Genomic DNA, 16,360 nt, shown 5'->3' with positions numbered 1-16,360 from the left:
TACGGCGAGGTACGGCTGAACTTGGCAGCCGCCTCCAGCTCGCCCACCCCGTCCCCCAGGAGCCGGACCCCGTCCCGGAGCCGGCCGCGGCCTGAACACCAGCACCACGCAACTCGGCCCCTCGCTGCATCCCAGCGAGGGGCCAGCCTTCGATCTGGCAGCTACTGGCGGGTTACTTGTCACCTGGTTCGCTGTTCGTTAACGGCACCCCTGGATCCCCGTGGGTTCAAGGAAACTGAAGCCTGTTCAGCGGGAACTCGCGTGTCGGCCCGTGTGCATCAGCTGGGCGTGTCCGTGGGTTCGGCTGGAACGTGGGGGTGGGCTGCGAGGCGGCGGGCTTCGGCCGTGACCTCGCCATCGACCTGGTCTACAGTTCTGTCGCCGTATTCGAGGACGTCGTACTCGTCATCGAGTTCGGCGAGCCGCTCAGTCAGGGGCAGCTCATGTCCGTATCGCTCGTGAATACGGAATGTGAACTCCCGAGGTGTCAGCTCGCCAGCGAGCATGCGGCGTGCGAGCGCTCGGGCGGCGGCCTCTTGGCCGACATCGCTGGCGAGCGGATAAAAGGTGAGGCCGAGTTCGTTGAGTGCTTCGGGAAGCAACTCGTGGATGTCGTAGTCCGCCTCGGCACGTGTGCAGGCGGCGAGGACCCGAAGGCCGGGGGTGTCGAGTCCGGCGACGAGCGCATCACAGGCTGCATTGACGACGTCGCTCGCACGGATTTCTCCCACGCTCCAGAGGGCGGCATGGTCCTGTAGAGCGATTGCTGCTGCTTCGGTCGACGTCACTCGCTCATGATTCCCTTCACGGTGCGTCCCGGTCGAGCGGGTTTCACCGAAGCTGCTGTTCAGCGGCCTGGACGAGAAGAACGCGGGCGGAGTTCGCGTAGCGGATCGCGGTCTTCTCGTCCAGGCCGAAGACCTCGGCGAGGTGGAGGGGGTCTGGTCCGTGGACGAGGGCCTCTTCGAGTTGCCTGTCGATGCGGAGCTGTTCCAGGGTGGCGGCCTGGCCGCGAAGGGGTTTGGAGAGGGTGACCTCGCTGACCGGGCCGGTGCTCAGAGCGGTGATTTTGTTGATCAGGAGGTGTGGGTTGGCGGTGTCGGGCCAGCGGCGGCGCCGGAACTCCAGCCACTCCAGGGCGACGTGCAGTGTGAGGTCGTCCAGTGGCCGGACGCGGCCGCCGATCGTGAGCTTTCGGTTGCCGATGTCGAGGTCGTCGAGCTGGAGGCGGCGGATTGCGCCTGACCGTGCAGCGTGCACCGCGGCGAGGGCGAGGACCAGGCGGTCCGCCGGCTTGGTGACCGCGGCGACCGAGATGTTGATGTGCTCGGGCTCCAAGGGCTGGAGGATGCCGTACTCGCGCTGGCCGACACGGATGCGGCTGGTCGGGTTCTTGAAGATCGTGCCGTTCTTCTTCGCCTGGCGGAACAGCGACCGCAGCACGACGAGGGTGTGCTGCCGCTGACCGCCGTGGAGGGCATCGAGCTGGGCGAGGACGTCGTCGCGGGTCACCTCGCGCAGATGGTCGTAGCGAGTGGACCACTCCAGCAGGACGGGGCGGACCCGGTTGAGGTAGTTCCAGGCTGTGTTCTCGTCGCGGGGCTGGGACCGGGGACCGCCGTCGTGCAGGAGTCGGACCCAGTGCTCGACATCGCGGCGGATCCCGGGGGCGATGCCGTCGAGCTTGCGCTCCAGCCACTGCTCGAACGACGGTGTCCGGTCGTCGAGGAAGACGCCGATGTGGTCGAGGACCTCGATGGTCAGCTCCATGTTCAGCCGACGGGGTTGCAGGGCCGGGTGGAGCTCGGAATAGCGCACGACGTCACCACCGACATGCCGGGACATCAGGATGATCAGAGCTCGGTCGACGGCGAGGCGGATCTTTCGGGGCCAGCCGCGGGCCTCGCCGAGGCGGTGGGCGGTATGCCGTGCCCAGGCCAGCCAGGGGTTGTCGGGGCCCGTGTGCTGTTCGGGGTCGATGCGGGTGAAGTCGCGGCAGACCTCGAACAGGGCAGGCTGGAGCCAGCCGCCGGGCGGCGACGCCGGAGGGGGATCGGGTTTGCGGGGGCGGCCTCGCCGCTCGTACTTCGGCAGCCGCGGCCGCGCGACGCGTTCCCACAGCGGAGCCATGTGCGCGAAGAACAGCTGGTGATGCCGCAGCGTTGGCAGCAGCGACTCCGCCCTCGCGCCGGTTGTCGCTGCTTGCGTACGGGCCTGGCACCAGCACAGACGGCAGTACCCCTTCCGAAGGGGGCCGTTCCGGCGGCAGCCCGAGCATGGACTGTGCGGACCGGGACGGGCGAAAGAATTGCAGCCCCCGCACCACCGCATGAACAGCAGACCCCAGGCCAGGCAGTTCGAGCAGCTGTCAGGCTCCAGCACCAGCGAGTCGTCCTCTCGACCTGGCTGGGTCACATCGGCGGCAGCGACCGGCCGTCCCGCCGGCGTGGCACCACCGTCGGAGCCGGGCCGGACGCGACGGCAGCCTGCTGGCCGGTCTCCTCGCCGGGCCGGCGGACCCTGTCCGGCTCGGGGATCAGCAGGTCGCCGATCTCGCAGCCGAGCACTACGCAGATGACGTCCAGGTCGTCGAGCTTGAGGGAGACGGGCTGGCCCGACCACAGCCCGGACATCTTCCCCGCCGAGATCACCAACCCGTGCTCAGCCAGGCTCCGTTGGAGCTCGGACGCCTTCCAGATACCCTTGTTCGCGGCCGTCAGCCGCAGGTTCCACCTCATCGGATCAGCCCTTCCAGTCGCTTCGCGGCCCGCTCGGTCCCGGCGATCCAGGCGTCCTCGACCCGGGTGCGGTGGACATGGACGTATCGCATCGTCGTGGCGATCCAGGAATGCCCCAAAACCTCCTGGATTGAGATGAGGTCGAGGCCGTTCTCATAGAGCTGAGACGCGCAGAAATGCCGCAGGACATGCGGTGTCAGCAGGTCCTTCCAGCCCGGCAGATGCCTCTCAACCGCGGCCGAGAGCCCGTCTCGCAGGGCGTCGTCGCCCACCCGGCGGGCGGTGCCGTCGGCGTTCTTGCGCTCGGAGGGGAACAGCGGGGCACCGGGACGGGTGTGGTCGTCGCCGAACTGGCCCCACACGTCCTCGATGAACCACCGCAGGGTGCGGTCCGCGCCGTTGATCAGCGGGACCATGCGCTCGCGGGGCCCGGAGCCGCGGGCGCCCTTGCCGTGGCGGACATGGAGCTTGCCGAACCGGCCCAGGTTCCACTTGATGTCCGCCAGGTCGAGCTTGCGTGCCTCGCTCACCCGCAGCCCGACCTCGGACATCAGCTTGGAGGCCGTGTAGTTCCGCGCGGTCGGGGCGAACTTCCGGCAGGTGGCCAGCTCACCCGCCCAGCCGGTGAACAGATGCCGTGCCTCCGGCTCGGTCGGCGGGATCCGCAGCTGGGCGTCCTTGGAGCCGCGTGGCTGGTTCATCTCGTCGATCGGGCACTCGACCACGCGCCCGGTCATGCGGTGGATCTCGACCTTGTGCCGCAGCTCCAAGAAGAGGAAGTACGTGTTCAACGCCTGCGAGCGGGCCAGCCGGGTGCCGCTGGGCGAGCCCCGCAGCACCTTCCCGAAGTACGAGTCGGCGTCGGACGGCTCCATCTCCCACAGTGGCCGGCCGAACCAGGCCCGAATCTGCTCCAGATGCCCGATGTCCCCGCGGATCGTGCCGTCAGTCAGCCCGGCCGAAGCCCGCGCAAGGACGAACCCGGCCAGCACGTCGGTCTCGAACTGCTCCAGTTCCTCCGCCGAGACCGGCGCTCGGACCTCGCGCAGGTCTCGTACCACCGCCAGAGACAACCCGAGGCTCCTCACCTTCATGCCGATCGTGGATCGGTCGGACACGGTGAGAACGCTTCAAGAATCCCGAAGTTACGTCACAACGCCGCAGAGCACCTGAAGGTGGAAGAACCCCCTGGCCACGGGGCCGGATACTCAGCGGGGCTCAGGGGAACTCGCGGGATGTCGCACAATCGAGGCGGGCCAGGTGCTGGGTGAGCTCCACCACCGTGCGGGCGAGACGCTGTGCGTAGGCCACGGCCTGGGTGAGGCTCCCGTCCGGGGGGTCCACTGCCAGCTGCCGTTGGGCCCGTCCGGTACCCGCCATCGCCTGTGCCAGCGTGTCGTCGTTGCGCGGCCAGGAAGAGAACCGGTCAGTCACCGCAGGGATGAGCTGCATGATGTGCCCGCGCAGCCGCAGCGTCAGCTCGTGGAGCCCGTCATGCGTCGGACCGTCTGCGGTGGAGTCCAGCAGCTGTTCGGCGTCCGCCAGCATCTGCCCGGTGTTGAGCCGTGCCGGGCTCGCTGGGGGGCTCACGCGTCGCTCCCGGGGTTGTGGGGGTGGTTGCGGATCTCGATGCTGAGGTCGAGGGCCTTCGACTGGTCACCGGCGGCGAGGGCTTCGGCGCGCTGCTTGACCAGGGCAGCGCATACACCGCATCCCGGCGCGGGCTCGGCCGCGGGGAGCGGCTTGGGGTCCGGCAGATGGACGGGGACCGGCATGGATGCGGTCATGCGATCACCTCGCTGGGGTTGGGCAGCGCCGCTACGCGTTCGTGCGGGGACAGCACGTACGGGCGCACCAGCTCGCCGGAGTCCAGGTACACGTCGTGCGCGAGGACATGGGACACGGCGCGCGGGCGCGAGACGTTGCGCTGCCGCGTGTAGACCCGCGTACCGCCCGGCCTGCGCTGCGGTGGCTGGGGCAGGCGGTGCGGCTGATGGGTGTACTGGCCGTGGACGGGCCGGGCGTGCCGTCCGGGCGCGGCGGGCCTGAGCAGAACGGCTCTCAGCCACGCGAGCGCGTGTGATAGGCAGTGCATGTCGACTCCTTGCTAGTCGGCCATGCCCCGGGACCGTGTCAGGCGGTCGCCGGGGTCTCGTGGTGACCCGCAGGGCTGAGGCGCGCCACGAACGCGCCTCGCTGCTTGATCCAGTCGTCGATGTCGGCCTCGCTGGCAGCGAGGTCGGTGACGATGCCCTCGGCTCGGTGCGTCTCGAAGAGCGCAGCGATGCTCGGCCACAGGGGCTGGTCGGCCAGGACGGCGCCCAGAGCGAATTCGGCGTCGAAATGGCTGACGACGGTCCAGTCCCGAGCCGCCGCGTAGGCGCGCAGACTGCCCGCGGATCGGCCGTAGAGGACCACTCGGATTCGTGACACCCCGGTGGGAGCATCTGGGTGGATGCCGTGAGCGGCGTCTGAGAGCTCAGCTCGTCTGATGCGCTGCTGATGGGTGCGGGTCATACGGGTACGATCCCGCCGACTCGGCTGAGCATGAAGAAACGCCCCATACGACTCTGACGATTGATCAGTTCGTCAGTCGTACGGGGCGTATGGCTGATGCACGGTCAACTTGTCTTGCTCGTATGGGATGTACGACTCACAGGGCCGTGCTGGTCGTGGCGGGCTGGAATCCCTCCGCACCGGGGGCGGCCACACCGATCAGCTTCGATACCCGCCGCAAACGGGATGTGGACGCCTTGCCGACCCTCTGCACGATGATCGACGGCAGCGCCTGGTGGCGCGCCCACTCCGGCGCGTCGAGCAGCGCCGTTTCAAGGGTGTCCAGCGAGGTGTCCCACATCTTCGCGTCAGCTTGGGCCATGGCCTTGTCCATGGCGTACCGGTGGCGGGCTGCGCCGGACAGTGCGGCCTCGTGGTCCGGGTTGATGTCCTTCATCAGCGCGAGGGCTTTGCCCGACTGGCCGAGCGCAACGTTGATGCCGACCGCCTGCGTCGTCGCGGTCACCGGCCCGAAAACCGTGCCGTGTTCCCGAGCCTCCTTGCCCATGCGAGCGCCCGTTGCGTGGGACTGGGACAGATAGTCCTTCACCCTCTCCTTGTCCTTCATCCTGGACGCGACCACTGCGGCGAAGTTGATGTGCGATCCGTAGGCGACCAGGTCACCGGTGGTGGCCTTGGAGAAGCGTGGTTCGATGTCCGTAGCCGCCTTCTCTGCGAGCCGGAGAGCTTCCGGCAGACGGGCGTCCCTGAGATATACCCAGGACCTGCCGGACATGACGAGAGCGGTGCGCAGGCTGTCGGCGGCCTTCACGGCAGCGTGCTGGGCGTGCCCGATCGCGGCGTACGCGAGGTCTCGGGACCCCATGAGGTTGGCCACGTAGCTGGCGAGTCGATAGCCGTCTGCCAGCAGCCCCCATGCCTCTGCCTGCTCGCCGGCCGGCTGTTCGTGCAGACGGGCGGCGGCCTCGGTGAGCAGCGGCGCTGCAAGTGAACCTGCCTCGACGTATTTCCCGTTCCAGTAGAGCTTCCACAGCCTCTTGTTGCTGGCGACCAGGTTCTCGAGGCTTGGCGCGGTCACGGTATCGGGCAGGATGCCTGCGGCTACGTCATGAACGGTCTGGGACAAGGCGCGCATGACTGTCCGGTCGTCGTGCTCCATCGCCCGGCGCGGTCCCTGCTGGCCAAGGATGACGGAGGTGTCCACCCGAAGGGCGTCGGCGATCAAGAGGAGAGTCTGAAGGGTGAGCCGCTTGTCCTGCTCCGCTTGCTGAATTGTGGGCAGAGACAGCCCGGTCATCTCGGCGAGGTCGGACTGCCGGATGTCTTTGCCACGAAGGATCTTGATGCGTGCGCCTGTGGTGTAGTCACTCCAGCGGGGCATGCTGGTCTCCATTCCTAGCGTCCACTGGGAACGGTACCCCTGCTGAAGAGTTCGGGTAACGGCAACGGTCTTACGGTCACCGGACCGTAGGGCCGTTGCGTTTGGCGTTGTTGCGGCAAGTGACACGAGCCGCGCGCGATTGGTGCCCCGGCTGCCCCAGGGGTAGCTGGGGGCGTAGTCGCCGCTCGCTGCCGCGGGAAAACGGCAGATCTCGGCGAACCATCCCCTCGGCGGGGGGCAGAAGGGGCGGTACGCCGACCGCAATGTGCGGAACGCTGATTCCCCCAGCCCCCCAGCCCCCCAGGCCCCCGGCGCCTCCGGGGCCTCGCCTGGGCCGGTGTGAGGGCCCGGGGGCCCCGGGCCCTTCGGGGGGCTGTCAGGCGGGGCGGAGCCAGACCGTGGCGAGCGGGGGGAGGGTGAGCTGGATGCTGTGGCGGCGGCCGTGGCAGGGGGCGTCGTCCGGCTTCAGGGGGTCCGGGTTGGTCACGTCGCCGCCGCCGTAGCGCTCGGCGTCCGTGTTGAGGACCTCCGTCCAGGCCGTCGGCTCGGGCGGCACGCCCAGGCGGTACTCATGGCGGACCACGGGCGAGAAGTTGCTCACCGCGAGCAGCGGTGAGCCGTGGGCGTCGAAGCGCAGGAACGCGAAGACGTTGTCCTCGGCCGCGCCGCCGTCGACCCAGGAGAAGCCCTCGGGTGTGGTGTCGCGCTGCCACAGCGCGGGCGTGCGCGCGTAGAGCGTGTTGAGGTCGCGGACCAGGTCCCGCACGCCCCGGTGGTCCGGCTCCGCGGCGTACGAGGGGTCGAGCAGCCACCAGTCGGGTCCGTGGCCTTCGGACCACTCCGCGCCCTGGGCGAACTCCTGGCCCATGAAGAGGAGTTGTTTGCCGGGGTGCGCCCACATGAAGCCGAGGTACGCGCGGTGGTTGGCGCGCCGCTGCCACCAGTCGCCGGGCATCTTGTCGACCAGGGCGCGCTTGCCGTGCACCACCTCGTCGTGCGAGATCGGCAGGACGTAGTTCTCGCTGTACGCGTACACCATCGAGAAGGTCATCTCGTTGTGGTGGAACTTCCGGTGCACCGGCTCGTGCTCGATATAGCCGAGCGAGTCGTGCATCCAGCCCATGTTCCACTTCAGGCCGAAGCCGAGGCCGCCGAAGCCGCCCGGCCCCGCATGGTGGGTCGCGCGCGTCACGCCGTCCCAGGCCGTGGACTCCTCGGCGATGGTGACGACACCCGGGCAGCGGCGGTAGACGGTGGCGTTCATCTCCTGGAGGAAGGCCACCGCGTCCAGGTTCTCCCGGCCGCCGTGTTCGTTCGGCGACCACTCGCCGTTCTCGCGTGAGTAGTCGAGGTACAGCATCGAGGCGACGGCGTCCACCCGCAGCCCGTCGATATGGAACTCCTCGCACCAGTACGCGGCGTTCGCCACCAGGAAGTTGCGCACCTCCTTGCGTCCGTAGTCGAACTCCAGAGTGCCCCAGTCGGGGTGCGACGCCCGGGCCGGGTCCTGGTGCTCGTACAGCGGGCGGCCGTCGAACTCCGCGAGCGCCCAGTCGTCGCGCGGGAAGTGCGCGGGCACCCAGTCCATCAGCACCCCGACGCCGGCCCGGTGCAGAGAGTCGACGAGGTGCCTGAAGTCGTCGGGCGTGCCCAGCCGGGCGGTGGGCGCGTAGAAGCCCGTGACCTGGTAGCCCCAGGAGCCGCCGAAGGGGTGTTCGGCGACCGGCATGAACTCCACATGGGTGAATCCGAGGTCCTTGACGTACGCCGGGAGCTGTTCGGCCAGCTGGCGGTAGGTCAGACCGGGCCGCCAGGACGGCAGGTGGACCTCGTAGACCGAGAACGGCGACTCGTGCACCGGGCGGTCGCCGCGGTGCGCCATCCAGTTCTCGTCATGCCACACATGGTGGGATTCGGTCACGACCGACGCGGTGGCGGGCGGGGCTTCCGTGCGCCGGGCCATCGGGTCGGCGCGCAGGGTGTGCGAGCCGTCCGGGCGGGTGATGTCGAACTTGTACAGCGTTCCCTCGCCCACTCCCGGCAGGAACAGCTCCCACACCCCGCTGGAGCCCAGGGAGCGCATGGGGAGGCCGGTGCCGTCCCAGTAGTTGAAGTCCCCGGCGATCCGCACCCCGCGGGCGTTGGGCGCCCAGACCGTGAAGCGGGTGCCGGTCACGCCCTGGTGCGCCATCGGCTGGGCGCCCAGCGCCTTCCACAGCTCCTCGTGGCGGCCCTCGCCGATCAGGTGCAGGTCCAGCTCGCCCAGGGCCGGCAGAAAGCGGTACGGGTCGTGGACCTCGACCTCGTGCGAGCCGATGCCCTCCTCGCCGTCGTATGCGACGACCAGTCGGTATTCGGGGACCTTGCGCAGCGGCAGCACCCCGGAGAACAGGCCGTCGCCGTCCTCGTGCAGCTCGGCGCGCAGCCCCTTGGCGAGGACGGTCACCGAGCGTGCGTAGGGGCGCAGCACCCGCAGTTCCACCCCGCCGCGCACGGTGTGGGCGCCGAGCAGGGCGTGCGGATCGTGGTGGGCGCCGTGCAGCAGCCGTTGCCGGTCCTCCTCCGGGAGCGGCCGGGCGGGACGCACGCCATGGCTGCCGCGCTGCTTCGACGCTCCGGCGGGCGGCTTTCTGCGCTGTGCCTTGGGTGCGTCCGCGGGACCGGGGGACGAGGGGCGACGGGTCACGGGGGCAGCCTCCTGGAAGGGATGAGGGGAGGGGAGAGGAGTCAGGGGGTGAGGGCGGCGGCCAGACGGTCGATCGCGGCCATGGGGACCGGCAGCCAGTCGGGGCGGTGTCTGGCCTCGTACACCGCCTCGTACACCGCCTTGTCCGTCTCGTACGCGCGCAGCAGCTCCGTCTCCTGCCGCGGGTCCGCGCCGCCGACCTCGGCGTAGCCCTCGCAGTAGGCGCTGCGGCAGCGCTCGGCCCAGTCCGGGTTCCAGGGGCGGTGGGTGCGTGCGGCGTAGTCGAACGAACGGAGCATCCCGGCGACGTCGCGCACCGCGGGCTGCGGCCGGCGGCGCTCGGTGAGCGGCCGTGCGGGCTCGCCCTCGAAGTCGATGACCGACCAGTGCCCGTCGTCGGCCGGCCCGCCGGCCGTGCCGCTGCCGGACGGTCCCGGGGTCACCGGCCCGGGAGTCAACGGCCCCTCTCCGGGCGCCGTCTCCTGTGCGCCGCGCAGTATCTGACCGAGATGCAGATCGCCGTGTACGCGCTGGGCGCACCAGACCCGGCCCCGCCGGCCGAGCTCCGCGACCGCCTTGAACGCGGTGCGCAGCCGTGGCGCGTACGGCGTCAGTGCGGGCACGGCCTCGGCCGCCGCGTCCAGCCGTGCGTACATCCCGTCGGCGAGCTGCTCGATCTGCGGCCGGTGCAGGGTCACCGTCGGCAGCTCCTCCGCCAGCGCCCGGTGCACCTCGGCGGTGACCCGGCCCAGCGCCCGGGCCTCCGCGGTGAACGCCTCCCCCTCGGCCAGCGCCTTGAGCGCCAGCACCCAGGCGTCCTGCGAGCCCCTCAGGAACGGCTGGAGCACGCCCAGGGTGTACGGCTCGGGGGCGCGGGCCTCGTACCAGGCGACGGGGACGGGGGCCCGGCCGCACCCCGCGCGGGCGAGTGCGAGCGGCAGCTCCAGATCCGGGTTGGGTCCGGGGTGGATGCGGCGGAACAGCTTGAGGATGTAGGCGTCGCCGTAGACCAGGGAGGAGTTGGACTGCTCGGCGTCCAGCGGGCGCGGGGCGAGCCCGCCGGGGACGGCGGGTGAGCCGTCGAACCGGTCGAAGCGCAGCGGGCCGAGTGCGCCGGGGGCGCGCAACCGTTCCAGCAGGAGTTCCGCGAGCCGGGGATCGTACAGGCCTTCGTACACGGTCCGCCCGGCGAGCGGTCCGCTGGCCAGATGGCCGATCAGCGAGGGTGCGAGATGCGGCGGCAGGGTCTGCCGCACCCCGAGGAAGAGCTGGTAGCAGTCGTCGGGCAACGGGCGGCGGCCCGCCCCCGAGGGCGACCGCTCCTGCTGTCTGACCCTCAGCAGCAGATGGAGCAGCCCCGCGCCCGGCCCGTCCGCGGGGAGCAGCTCGGTGGCCGAGACCAGCGAGAAGCCGGTGACCGGGCGGCCCTTGCCCGCGAACCACCGCTGCCGCGGAAGCCATCGGTGCAGCAGCGGGGCGAGTGATGCGATGAGGGCGACGTGGGCGACCGGGGTCTGGGAGGATGCAGCCTCCGACATGGCATCGCGTCCTTTCCCCGGGATACACCCTAGAAGTGCTGCATGCGCAGAGTGTCCCGGATTGCAGCAGTGGCTGTCCGGCGGCGCGCGGGGGTGAGGGGGAGAGTGCCCCCGCCGGGGCGGCGGAAACCGCCCCGGCGGGGACATCCCTTCCATCGGCGGATGCGTCTGGGCATATCGTGACGGGTGTGCCGATCGCTCCTCAGGGCCGATCGCCGCTCGAGGTCGATCGCTCCTTTAGGTCGATCGCTCTTTCAGGACGGAGCCGTCGCCGCGTCCTTCCGCAGCCGGAACCAGTAGAAGCCGTGGCCCGCCAGCGTCAGCAGATACGGCCACTGGCCGACCGCGGGGAAGCGCACGCCCCCGATCAGCTCGACCGGGTGGTAGCCGCTGAACCGGCGCAGATCCAGCTCCGTCGGCTGGGCGAACCGCGAGAAGTTGTTCACGCACATCACCAGGTCGTCCTTGAACTCCCGGAGGAAGGCCAGGACGGACGGGTTCGACGAGGGCAGCTCGCTGTACGAGCCGAGCCCGAAGGCCGGGTTCTGCTTGCGGATCTCGATCATCCGGCGGGTCCAGTGCAGCAGCGAGGACGGCGAGGCCATCGCCGCCTCCACATTGGTGACCTGGTAGCCGTAGACCGGGTCCATGATGGTCGGCAGATACAGCCGTCCGGGGTCGCAGGAGGAGAAGCCGGCGTTTCTGTCCGGGGTCCACTGCATCGGTGTGCGCACCGCGTCCCGGTCGCCCAGCCAGATGTTGTCGCCCATTCCGATCTCGTCCCCGTAGTAGAGGATCGGGGAGCCGGGCAGCGACAGCAGCAGCGCCGTGAACAGCTCGATCTGGTTGCGGTCGTTGTCCAGCAGGGGCGCGAGCCGCCGGCGGATGCCGATGTTGGCCCGCATCCGCGGGTCCTTGGCGTACTCCGCGTACATGTAGTCGCGCTCTTCGTCGGTGACCATTTCGAGGGTGAGCTCGTCGTGGTTCCGCAGGAAGATGCCCCACTGGCAGTTCTTGGGGATCGCCGGGGTCTTGGCGAGGATTTCGGAGACCGGGTAGCGGGATTCGCGCCGTACGGCCATGAAGATGCGCGGCATCACCGGAAAGTGGAACGCCATATGGCATTCGTCGCCGCCCGCCGCGTAGTCGCCGAAGTAGTCGACGACGTCCTCGGGCCACTGGTTGGCCTCGGCGAGCAGCACCGTGTCCGGGTAGTGCGCGTCGATCTCCTTGCGGACCCGCTTGAGGAAGGAGTGGGTGGCGGGGAGGTTCTCGCAGTTGGTGCCCTCCTGCTGGTACAGATACGGCACCGCGTCCAGCCGGAAGCCGTCGATGCCCAGGTCCAGCCAGAAGCGCAGCGCGGAGATGATCTCCTCCTGCACCGCCGGGTTCTCGTAGTTGAGATCGGGCTGGTGGGAGAAGAAGCGGTGCCAGTAGTACTGCTTGCGCACCGGGTCGAAGGTCCAGTTCGACGTCTCGGTGTCGACGAAGATGATCCGGGCGTCCTCGTACTGCTTGTCGTCGTCCGCCCAGAGGTAGTAGTCGCCGTAGGGCCCGTCCGGGTTGGTGCGGGACTCCTGGAACCACGGGTGCTGGTCGCTGGTGTGGTTCATGACGAAGTCGATGATCACGCGCATGCCGCGCTGGTGGGCCGCGTCCACGAACTCCACGAAGTCGGCCAGGTCGCCGAAGTCCGGCAGTACGGAGGTGTAGTCCGCCACGTCGTAACCGCCGTCCCGCAGCGGGGACTTGAAGAAGGGCGGCAGCCACAGGCAGTCCACGCCCAGCCACTGCAGATAGTCCAGTTTGGCGGTGATGCCTTTGAGGTCGCCGATGCCGTCGCCGTTGCTGTCCTGGAAGGAGCGGACGAGGACCTCGTAGAAGACGGCCCGCTTGAACCAGTCGGGATCGCGGTCCTTGGCCGGCGTGTCCTCGAACGTGTCGTGGACGGGCTCATTGACGATCATGATGTGGGTGACCCTCCGATCGGCGGGGACGGTCGCAGAACGAGGATGTGCGCTGGCGTGATGCCCGGCTCGAGGCGCACATAGTTGGTTCTGCCCCAGTGATAGGTCTCGCCGGTGAGCTCGTCGCGCACCGGCGCGCTCTCGTGCCAGTCGAGGCCGAGGCGCGGCATGTCCAACGAGACCGTGGCCTCCTGGGTGTGGTGCGGGTCCAGGTTGGCGACCACCAGGACGACGTCGGAGCCCGGGTCTCCCGGGCGTCCCGAGTGCTTCGAGTACGCGATCACCTGGTCGTTGTCGACGTCGTGGAAGGTGAGGTCGCGCAGCTGCTGCAGGGCCGGATGGCGGCGGCGGACCCGGTTCAGCCGGGTGATCAGCGGGGCGATGCTGCGCCCCTCCCGCTCGGCCGACTCCCAGTCCCTGGGGCGCAGTTGGTACTTCTCCGAGTCGAGGTACTCCTCGCTGCCCTGCCTGAGCGGGGTGTTCTCGCACAGCTCGTATCCGGCGTACACGCCCCAGGACGGCGACATCGTCGCCGCGAGCACCGCCCGCACCTCGAAGGCGGGCCGGCCGCCCCGCTGGAGGTAGGCGTGCAGGATGTCCGGGGTGTTCACAAAGAAGTTGGGACGCATGCAGGCGGCCGAGTCGCCGGACAGCTCGGTCAGATACTCGGTCAGCTCCGCCTTGGTGTTGCGCCAGGTGAAGTAGGTGTACGACTGCTGGAAGCCGACCGCGGCCAGCGTGTGCATCATCGCCGGGCGGGTGAACGCCTCCGCCAGGAAGACCACGTCCGGATCGGTGCGGTTGATCTCCCCGATGACCTTCTCCCAGAAGACCACCGGCTTGGTGTGCGGATTGTCCACCCGGAAGATCCGCACTCCGTGGCCCATCCAGAAGCGCAGTACGCGCAGCGTCTCCTTGACGAGACCCGGCATGTCCGCGTCGAAGGCGATCGGATAGATGTCCTGGTACTTCTTCGGCGGGTTCTCGGCGTAGGCGATGGAGCCGTCGGCCCTGCGGTGGAACCACTCGGGATGCTTCTCCACCCAGGGGTGGTCGGGGGAGCACTGGAGCGCGAAGTCGAGGGCGACCTCCATGCGCAGCGAGCGGGCCGCCAGCACGAAGCGGTCGAAGTCCTCAAGGGTGCCGAGGTCCGGGTGGAGTGCGTCATGGCCGCCTTCGGCGGAGCCGATCGCCCAGGGCACGCCCACATCGTGCGGCCCGGCCGAGAGGGAGTTGTTGGCGCCCTTGCGGTGTGTGGAGCCGATGGGGTGGACCGGGGGCAGATAGACGACGTCGAAGCCCATCGCCGCGATCGCGGGCAACCGCTCCGCGGCGGTGCGCAGCGTGCCGGAGACCGGCGGGCGGCCGTCGTCGGCGACGACCGCGCCCTCGGAGCGGGGGAACATCTCGTACCAGGAGCCGTACAGCGCCCGCTTGCGCTCGACGAGCAGAGGCAACGCCGAAGAGGAGGTGACCAGTTCGCGCAGCGGGTGGCGGTCGAGGGCGGCGCGGGCGTCGGGAGCCAGCGCGGCGGCGAGCCGGGCGGCGGCCGGCCGGGCCTCGTCGCGCAGCGCGTCCACGGCGGCGAGCACGGCCTCCCGGCCGTCCTTCTTGGGCACACCCGCGGCGGCCCGCTCATACAGCTCCGCGCCTTCCGCCAGCACCAGCGCGGTGTCGATCCCGGCGGGGATCTTGATCTGGGCGTGCTGCCGCCAGGTGGCGACCGGGTCGCTCCACGCCTCCACGGAGTACGTCCACAGGCCCTCGGCATCGGCGGCGACCTCCGCACCGTAGCGGTCGGTGCCGGGCGCGAGCTCCCGCATCGGGGTGAAGGGACCGGGCCGCCCGCTGGGGTCGCGCAGCACGACATTGGCGGCGACGGCGTCATGGCCTTCGCGGAAAACGGTGGCGGTGACCTGGAAGGTCTCGCCCGTCACCGCTTTGGCGGGCCTTCTTCCGCAGTCGACGAGAGGGCGGACGTCCAGGACGGGGATGCGGCCGATCATGGGGTTCACGACATCACCTGAGGGCAGTGCGGGCAGAACGGACTGGGCCGTTTGCGTCGTTTTACTCGATTTTGGAGTGCTGGTTCTTTGTAGCTGCTCGGTCGTCGACTGGCGGGCTGCGGGCATGGCCGCTCCTGTCCGCGTTCACTCGGCTGGGCGGAAGAAATACTCAGAGGGACGCGCTCGCCTGCGTATGTACCGGATGAGCCTTCCCACGCCCGGTGGGTGGGCAATCCGGTGGTCGGGTGACTGCCTGTCCGGTGCTGTCGGCCTGTGCTGCCGGTGCTCCGAGAGACATTTGCACCACACCGGCGAGCGCGCCAGGGGCCCTGCAAAAGGTCGGACCACGACATCGCCGCGGTTTTCGGTCACGCGGTAAACACTTCGCCGCCGTACGGCTGTTACCGGGCGAGGGCGGGCGCACGCGGTGCGCCGCCCGCACGGTCCGGTGAACGAGCAGGGGAGTCCCGATGCAGGAATCGATGGTGGCGGTGGCGGCGGTCGGAGTGGTGACGGGTCTCCCGAGAATCCTGCTGTTCTGGCTGATGTCGAGGGAGCGGCGGCGTATCGTGGCCGCCGTCTCCGGGACGGGAGCCGCGGCCTCCGCGCTGGTTCTGGACCACCGCGGCCCGGGCAGGGCCAGCCTGACGCTGCTTCCGGCGCCGGCGCACGAGGGGGGAGAGCGTTGACCGGGCAGATCGAAGCGGACGAGGTGACGGCATCCGGGCTGACGTTCGACGCGTTCTTCGCGCGGACCTTCCCCGGCATGACGGCCAGGGCGCTGCTGCTGTGCGGAGGCTGCGGCCAGGACGCGGAGGACGCCGTGCAGGAGGCGTACACCGCCGCCTTCGTGCGCTGGGACCGGCTGCGGCACTACGACGCCCCCGACGCATGGGTGTACCGGGTGGTCCGGCAGCGGCTGTGGGCCGCCGCCCGCGACCGGGCGCGCACCAGGCCCGCGGAGCCGGACACCCTGCGGCCGCCCGCTGCCGCCGCCGTCGAACAGACCGTCGAGGCGCGTGCGGTGCTCTCCGCGGTGGCCGCGCTGCCGGCGAAGCAGCGGACGGTTCTGGTGCTCAACTGCCTCGAAGGCATGACCCAGGAGGCGATCGCCGAGGAACTGGGCATCACCAGAGGCGGCGTCGCCGCCCATGTGTCCCGGGCCCGCGACAAGCTGGCCAAGGCCCTGGGCCTGCGGGGGCAGCGGACCGCCGGCGGAGCGCGGCGGGCGCGGCACGAGGACGGCGACGCGCTGGTGCCCGCGCACACCTTCGCCGCCGCGGCGCGCCCGGTGGAACCGGCCGACCCGGTCACGGCGCTGCTGCGGCGCACCGAGCTGTGGCTGCGCGCCGCGGCAGCCCAGTCGGAGCGTCCGGCCGCCATGCTCGCCGCCGTGCGCCGCGCCGCCGCCGCGCGAGAAGCACACGGCGCGGGGGAAGTGCACGGCGCGCGAGAAGCACACGGCACAGGGGAAGTGCACGGCGCGCGAGAGGCCGACGGCTTGCGAGAGGCCGACGGGGCATGAGG

General features: G+C 69.9%; 15 protein-coding genes. 2 read left to right on the top strand and 13 right to left on the bottom strand.

Features of this window, described 5'->3' with window-relative positions; genetic code table 11:
* Positions 1-278 precede the first annotated feature (278 nt).
* The 13 genes from QCN29_RS00430 to QCN29_RS00370 all read right to left on the bottom strand — a co-directional run bounded on the left by QCN29_RS00430 (position 279) and on the right by QCN29_RS00370 (position 14,833).
* The gene (locus tag QCN29_RS00430; RefSeq protein WP_279925409.1) at positions 279-788 is read right to left on the bottom strand and encodes a hypothetical protein; all 510 of its coding nucleotides are present in this window, start codon (positions 786-788) and stop codon (positions 279-281) included.
* 43 nt (positions 789-831) lie between these two features.
* Positions 832-2,130: a hypothetical protein gene (locus tag QCN29_RS00425; RefSeq protein WP_279925408.1), complete on the bottom strand. Its 1,299-nt coding sequence runs from the start codon at positions 2,128-2,130 to the stop codon at positions 832-834.
* 281 nt (positions 2,131-2,411) lie between these two features.
* Positions 2,412-2,738 (bottom strand): helix-turn-helix domain-containing protein, encoded by a 327-nt coding sequence (locus tag QCN29_RS00420; RefSeq protein WP_279925406.1) that lies wholly within the window; start codon positions 2,736-2,738, stop codon positions 2,412-2,414.
* Positions 2,735-3,856, bottom strand: a complete 1,122-nt coding sequence (locus QCN29_RS00415; RefSeq protein ID WP_279925404.1) for a tyrosine-type recombinase/integrase — start codon at positions 3,854-3,856, stop codon at positions 2,735-2,737. The genes QCN29_RS00420 and QCN29_RS00415 overlap by 4 nt, the downstream gene beginning before the upstream one ends.
* A 100-nt stretch (positions 3,857-3,956) precedes the next feature.
* Positions 3,957-4,328 carry a DUF6415 family natural product biosynthesis protein gene (locus tag QCN29_RS00410; RefSeq protein ID WP_279925403.1) on the bottom strand — a complete coding sequence of 124 codons (372 nt, stop codon included), beginning with the start codon at positions 4,326-4,328 and terminating at the stop codon, positions 3,957-3,959.
* Positions 4,325-4,525, bottom strand: a complete 201-nt coding sequence (locus tag QCN29_RS00405; protein WP_279925402.1) for a hypothetical protein — start codon at positions 4,523-4,525, stop codon at positions 4,325-4,327. The genes QCN29_RS00410 and QCN29_RS00405 overlap by 4 nt, the downstream gene beginning before the upstream one ends.
* Positions 4,522-4,833 (bottom strand): hypothetical protein, encoded by a 312-nt coding sequence (locus tag QCN29_RS00400; RefSeq protein WP_279925401.1) that lies wholly within the window; start codon positions 4,831-4,833, stop codon positions 4,522-4,524. Before QCN29_RS00400 ends, QCN29_RS00405 begins: the two co-directional genes overlap by 4 nt.
* A 38-nt stretch (positions 4,834-4,871) precedes the next feature.
* Positions 4,872-5,255 carry a hypothetical protein gene (locus QCN29_RS00395; protein ID WP_279925400.1) on the bottom strand — a complete coding sequence of 128 codons (384 nt, stop codon included), beginning with the start codon at positions 5,253-5,255 and terminating at the stop codon, positions 4,872-4,874.
* Positions 5,256-5,391: 136 nt separating this feature from the next.
* A complete protein-coding gene (locus QCN29_RS00390; RefSeq protein WP_279925399.1) occupies positions 5,392-6,636 on the bottom strand; it encodes a helix-turn-helix domain-containing protein in 1,245 nt (414 codons plus the stop codon).
* A gap of 376 nt (positions 6,637-7,012) precedes the next feature.
* Complete coding sequence (gene glgB, locus QCN29_RS00385) at positions 7,013-9,223, bottom strand: 1,4-alpha-glucan branching enzyme (RefSeq protein WP_279925649.1); 2,211 nt, start codon at positions 9,221-9,223, stop codon at positions 7,013-7,015.
* Positions 9,224-9,363: 140 nt separating this feature from the next.
* Positions 9,364-10,860, bottom strand: a complete 1,497-nt coding sequence (locus QCN29_RS00380) for a maltokinase N-terminal cap-like domain-containing protein (protein ID WP_279925398.1) — start codon at positions 10,858-10,860, stop codon at positions 9,364-9,366.
* Positions 10,861-11,114: 254 nt separating this feature from the next.
* Positions 11,115-12,827 (bottom strand): maltose alpha-D-glucosyltransferase, encoded by a 1,713-nt coding sequence (treS, locus tag QCN29_RS00375; protein ID WP_279925397.1) that lies wholly within the window; start codon positions 12,825-12,827, stop codon positions 11,115-11,117.
* Entirely contained in the window at positions 12,824-14,833 is a 2,010-nt protein-coding gene (locus tag QCN29_RS00370) for an alpha-1,4-glucan--maltose-1-phosphate maltosyltransferase (RefSeq protein ID WP_279925648.1), read from the bottom strand. Before QCN29_RS00370 ends, treS begins: the two co-directional genes overlap by 4 nt.
* A 470-nt stretch (positions 14,834-15,303) precedes the next feature.
* On the opposite strand from QCN29_RS00370, the gene QCN29_RS00365 reads away from it, so the two are divergent.
* Complete coding sequence (locus tag QCN29_RS00365) at positions 15,304-15,522, top strand: hypothetical protein (RefSeq protein ID WP_279925396.1); 219 nt, start codon at positions 15,304-15,306, stop codon at positions 15,520-15,522.
* On the top strand, positions 15,519-16,358 hold the full coding sequence (locus QCN29_RS00360) for an RNA polymerase sigma factor (RefSeq protein ID WP_279925395.1): 840 nt from the start codon (positions 15,519-15,521) through the stop codon (positions 16,356-16,358). Before QCN29_RS00365 ends, QCN29_RS00360 begins: the two co-directional genes overlap by 4 nt.
* Positions 16,359-16,360 lie beyond the last annotated feature (2 nt).

Source organism: Streptomyces chengmaiensis (genome assembly GCF_029846775.1).
Lineage (GTDB): Bacteria > Actinomycetota > Actinomycetes > Streptomycetales > Streptomycetaceae > Streptomyces > Streptomyces chengmaiensis.
Note: the sequence above shows the minus strand (reverse complement) of the source record. Positions and strands in the feature narration are given on the sequence as shown.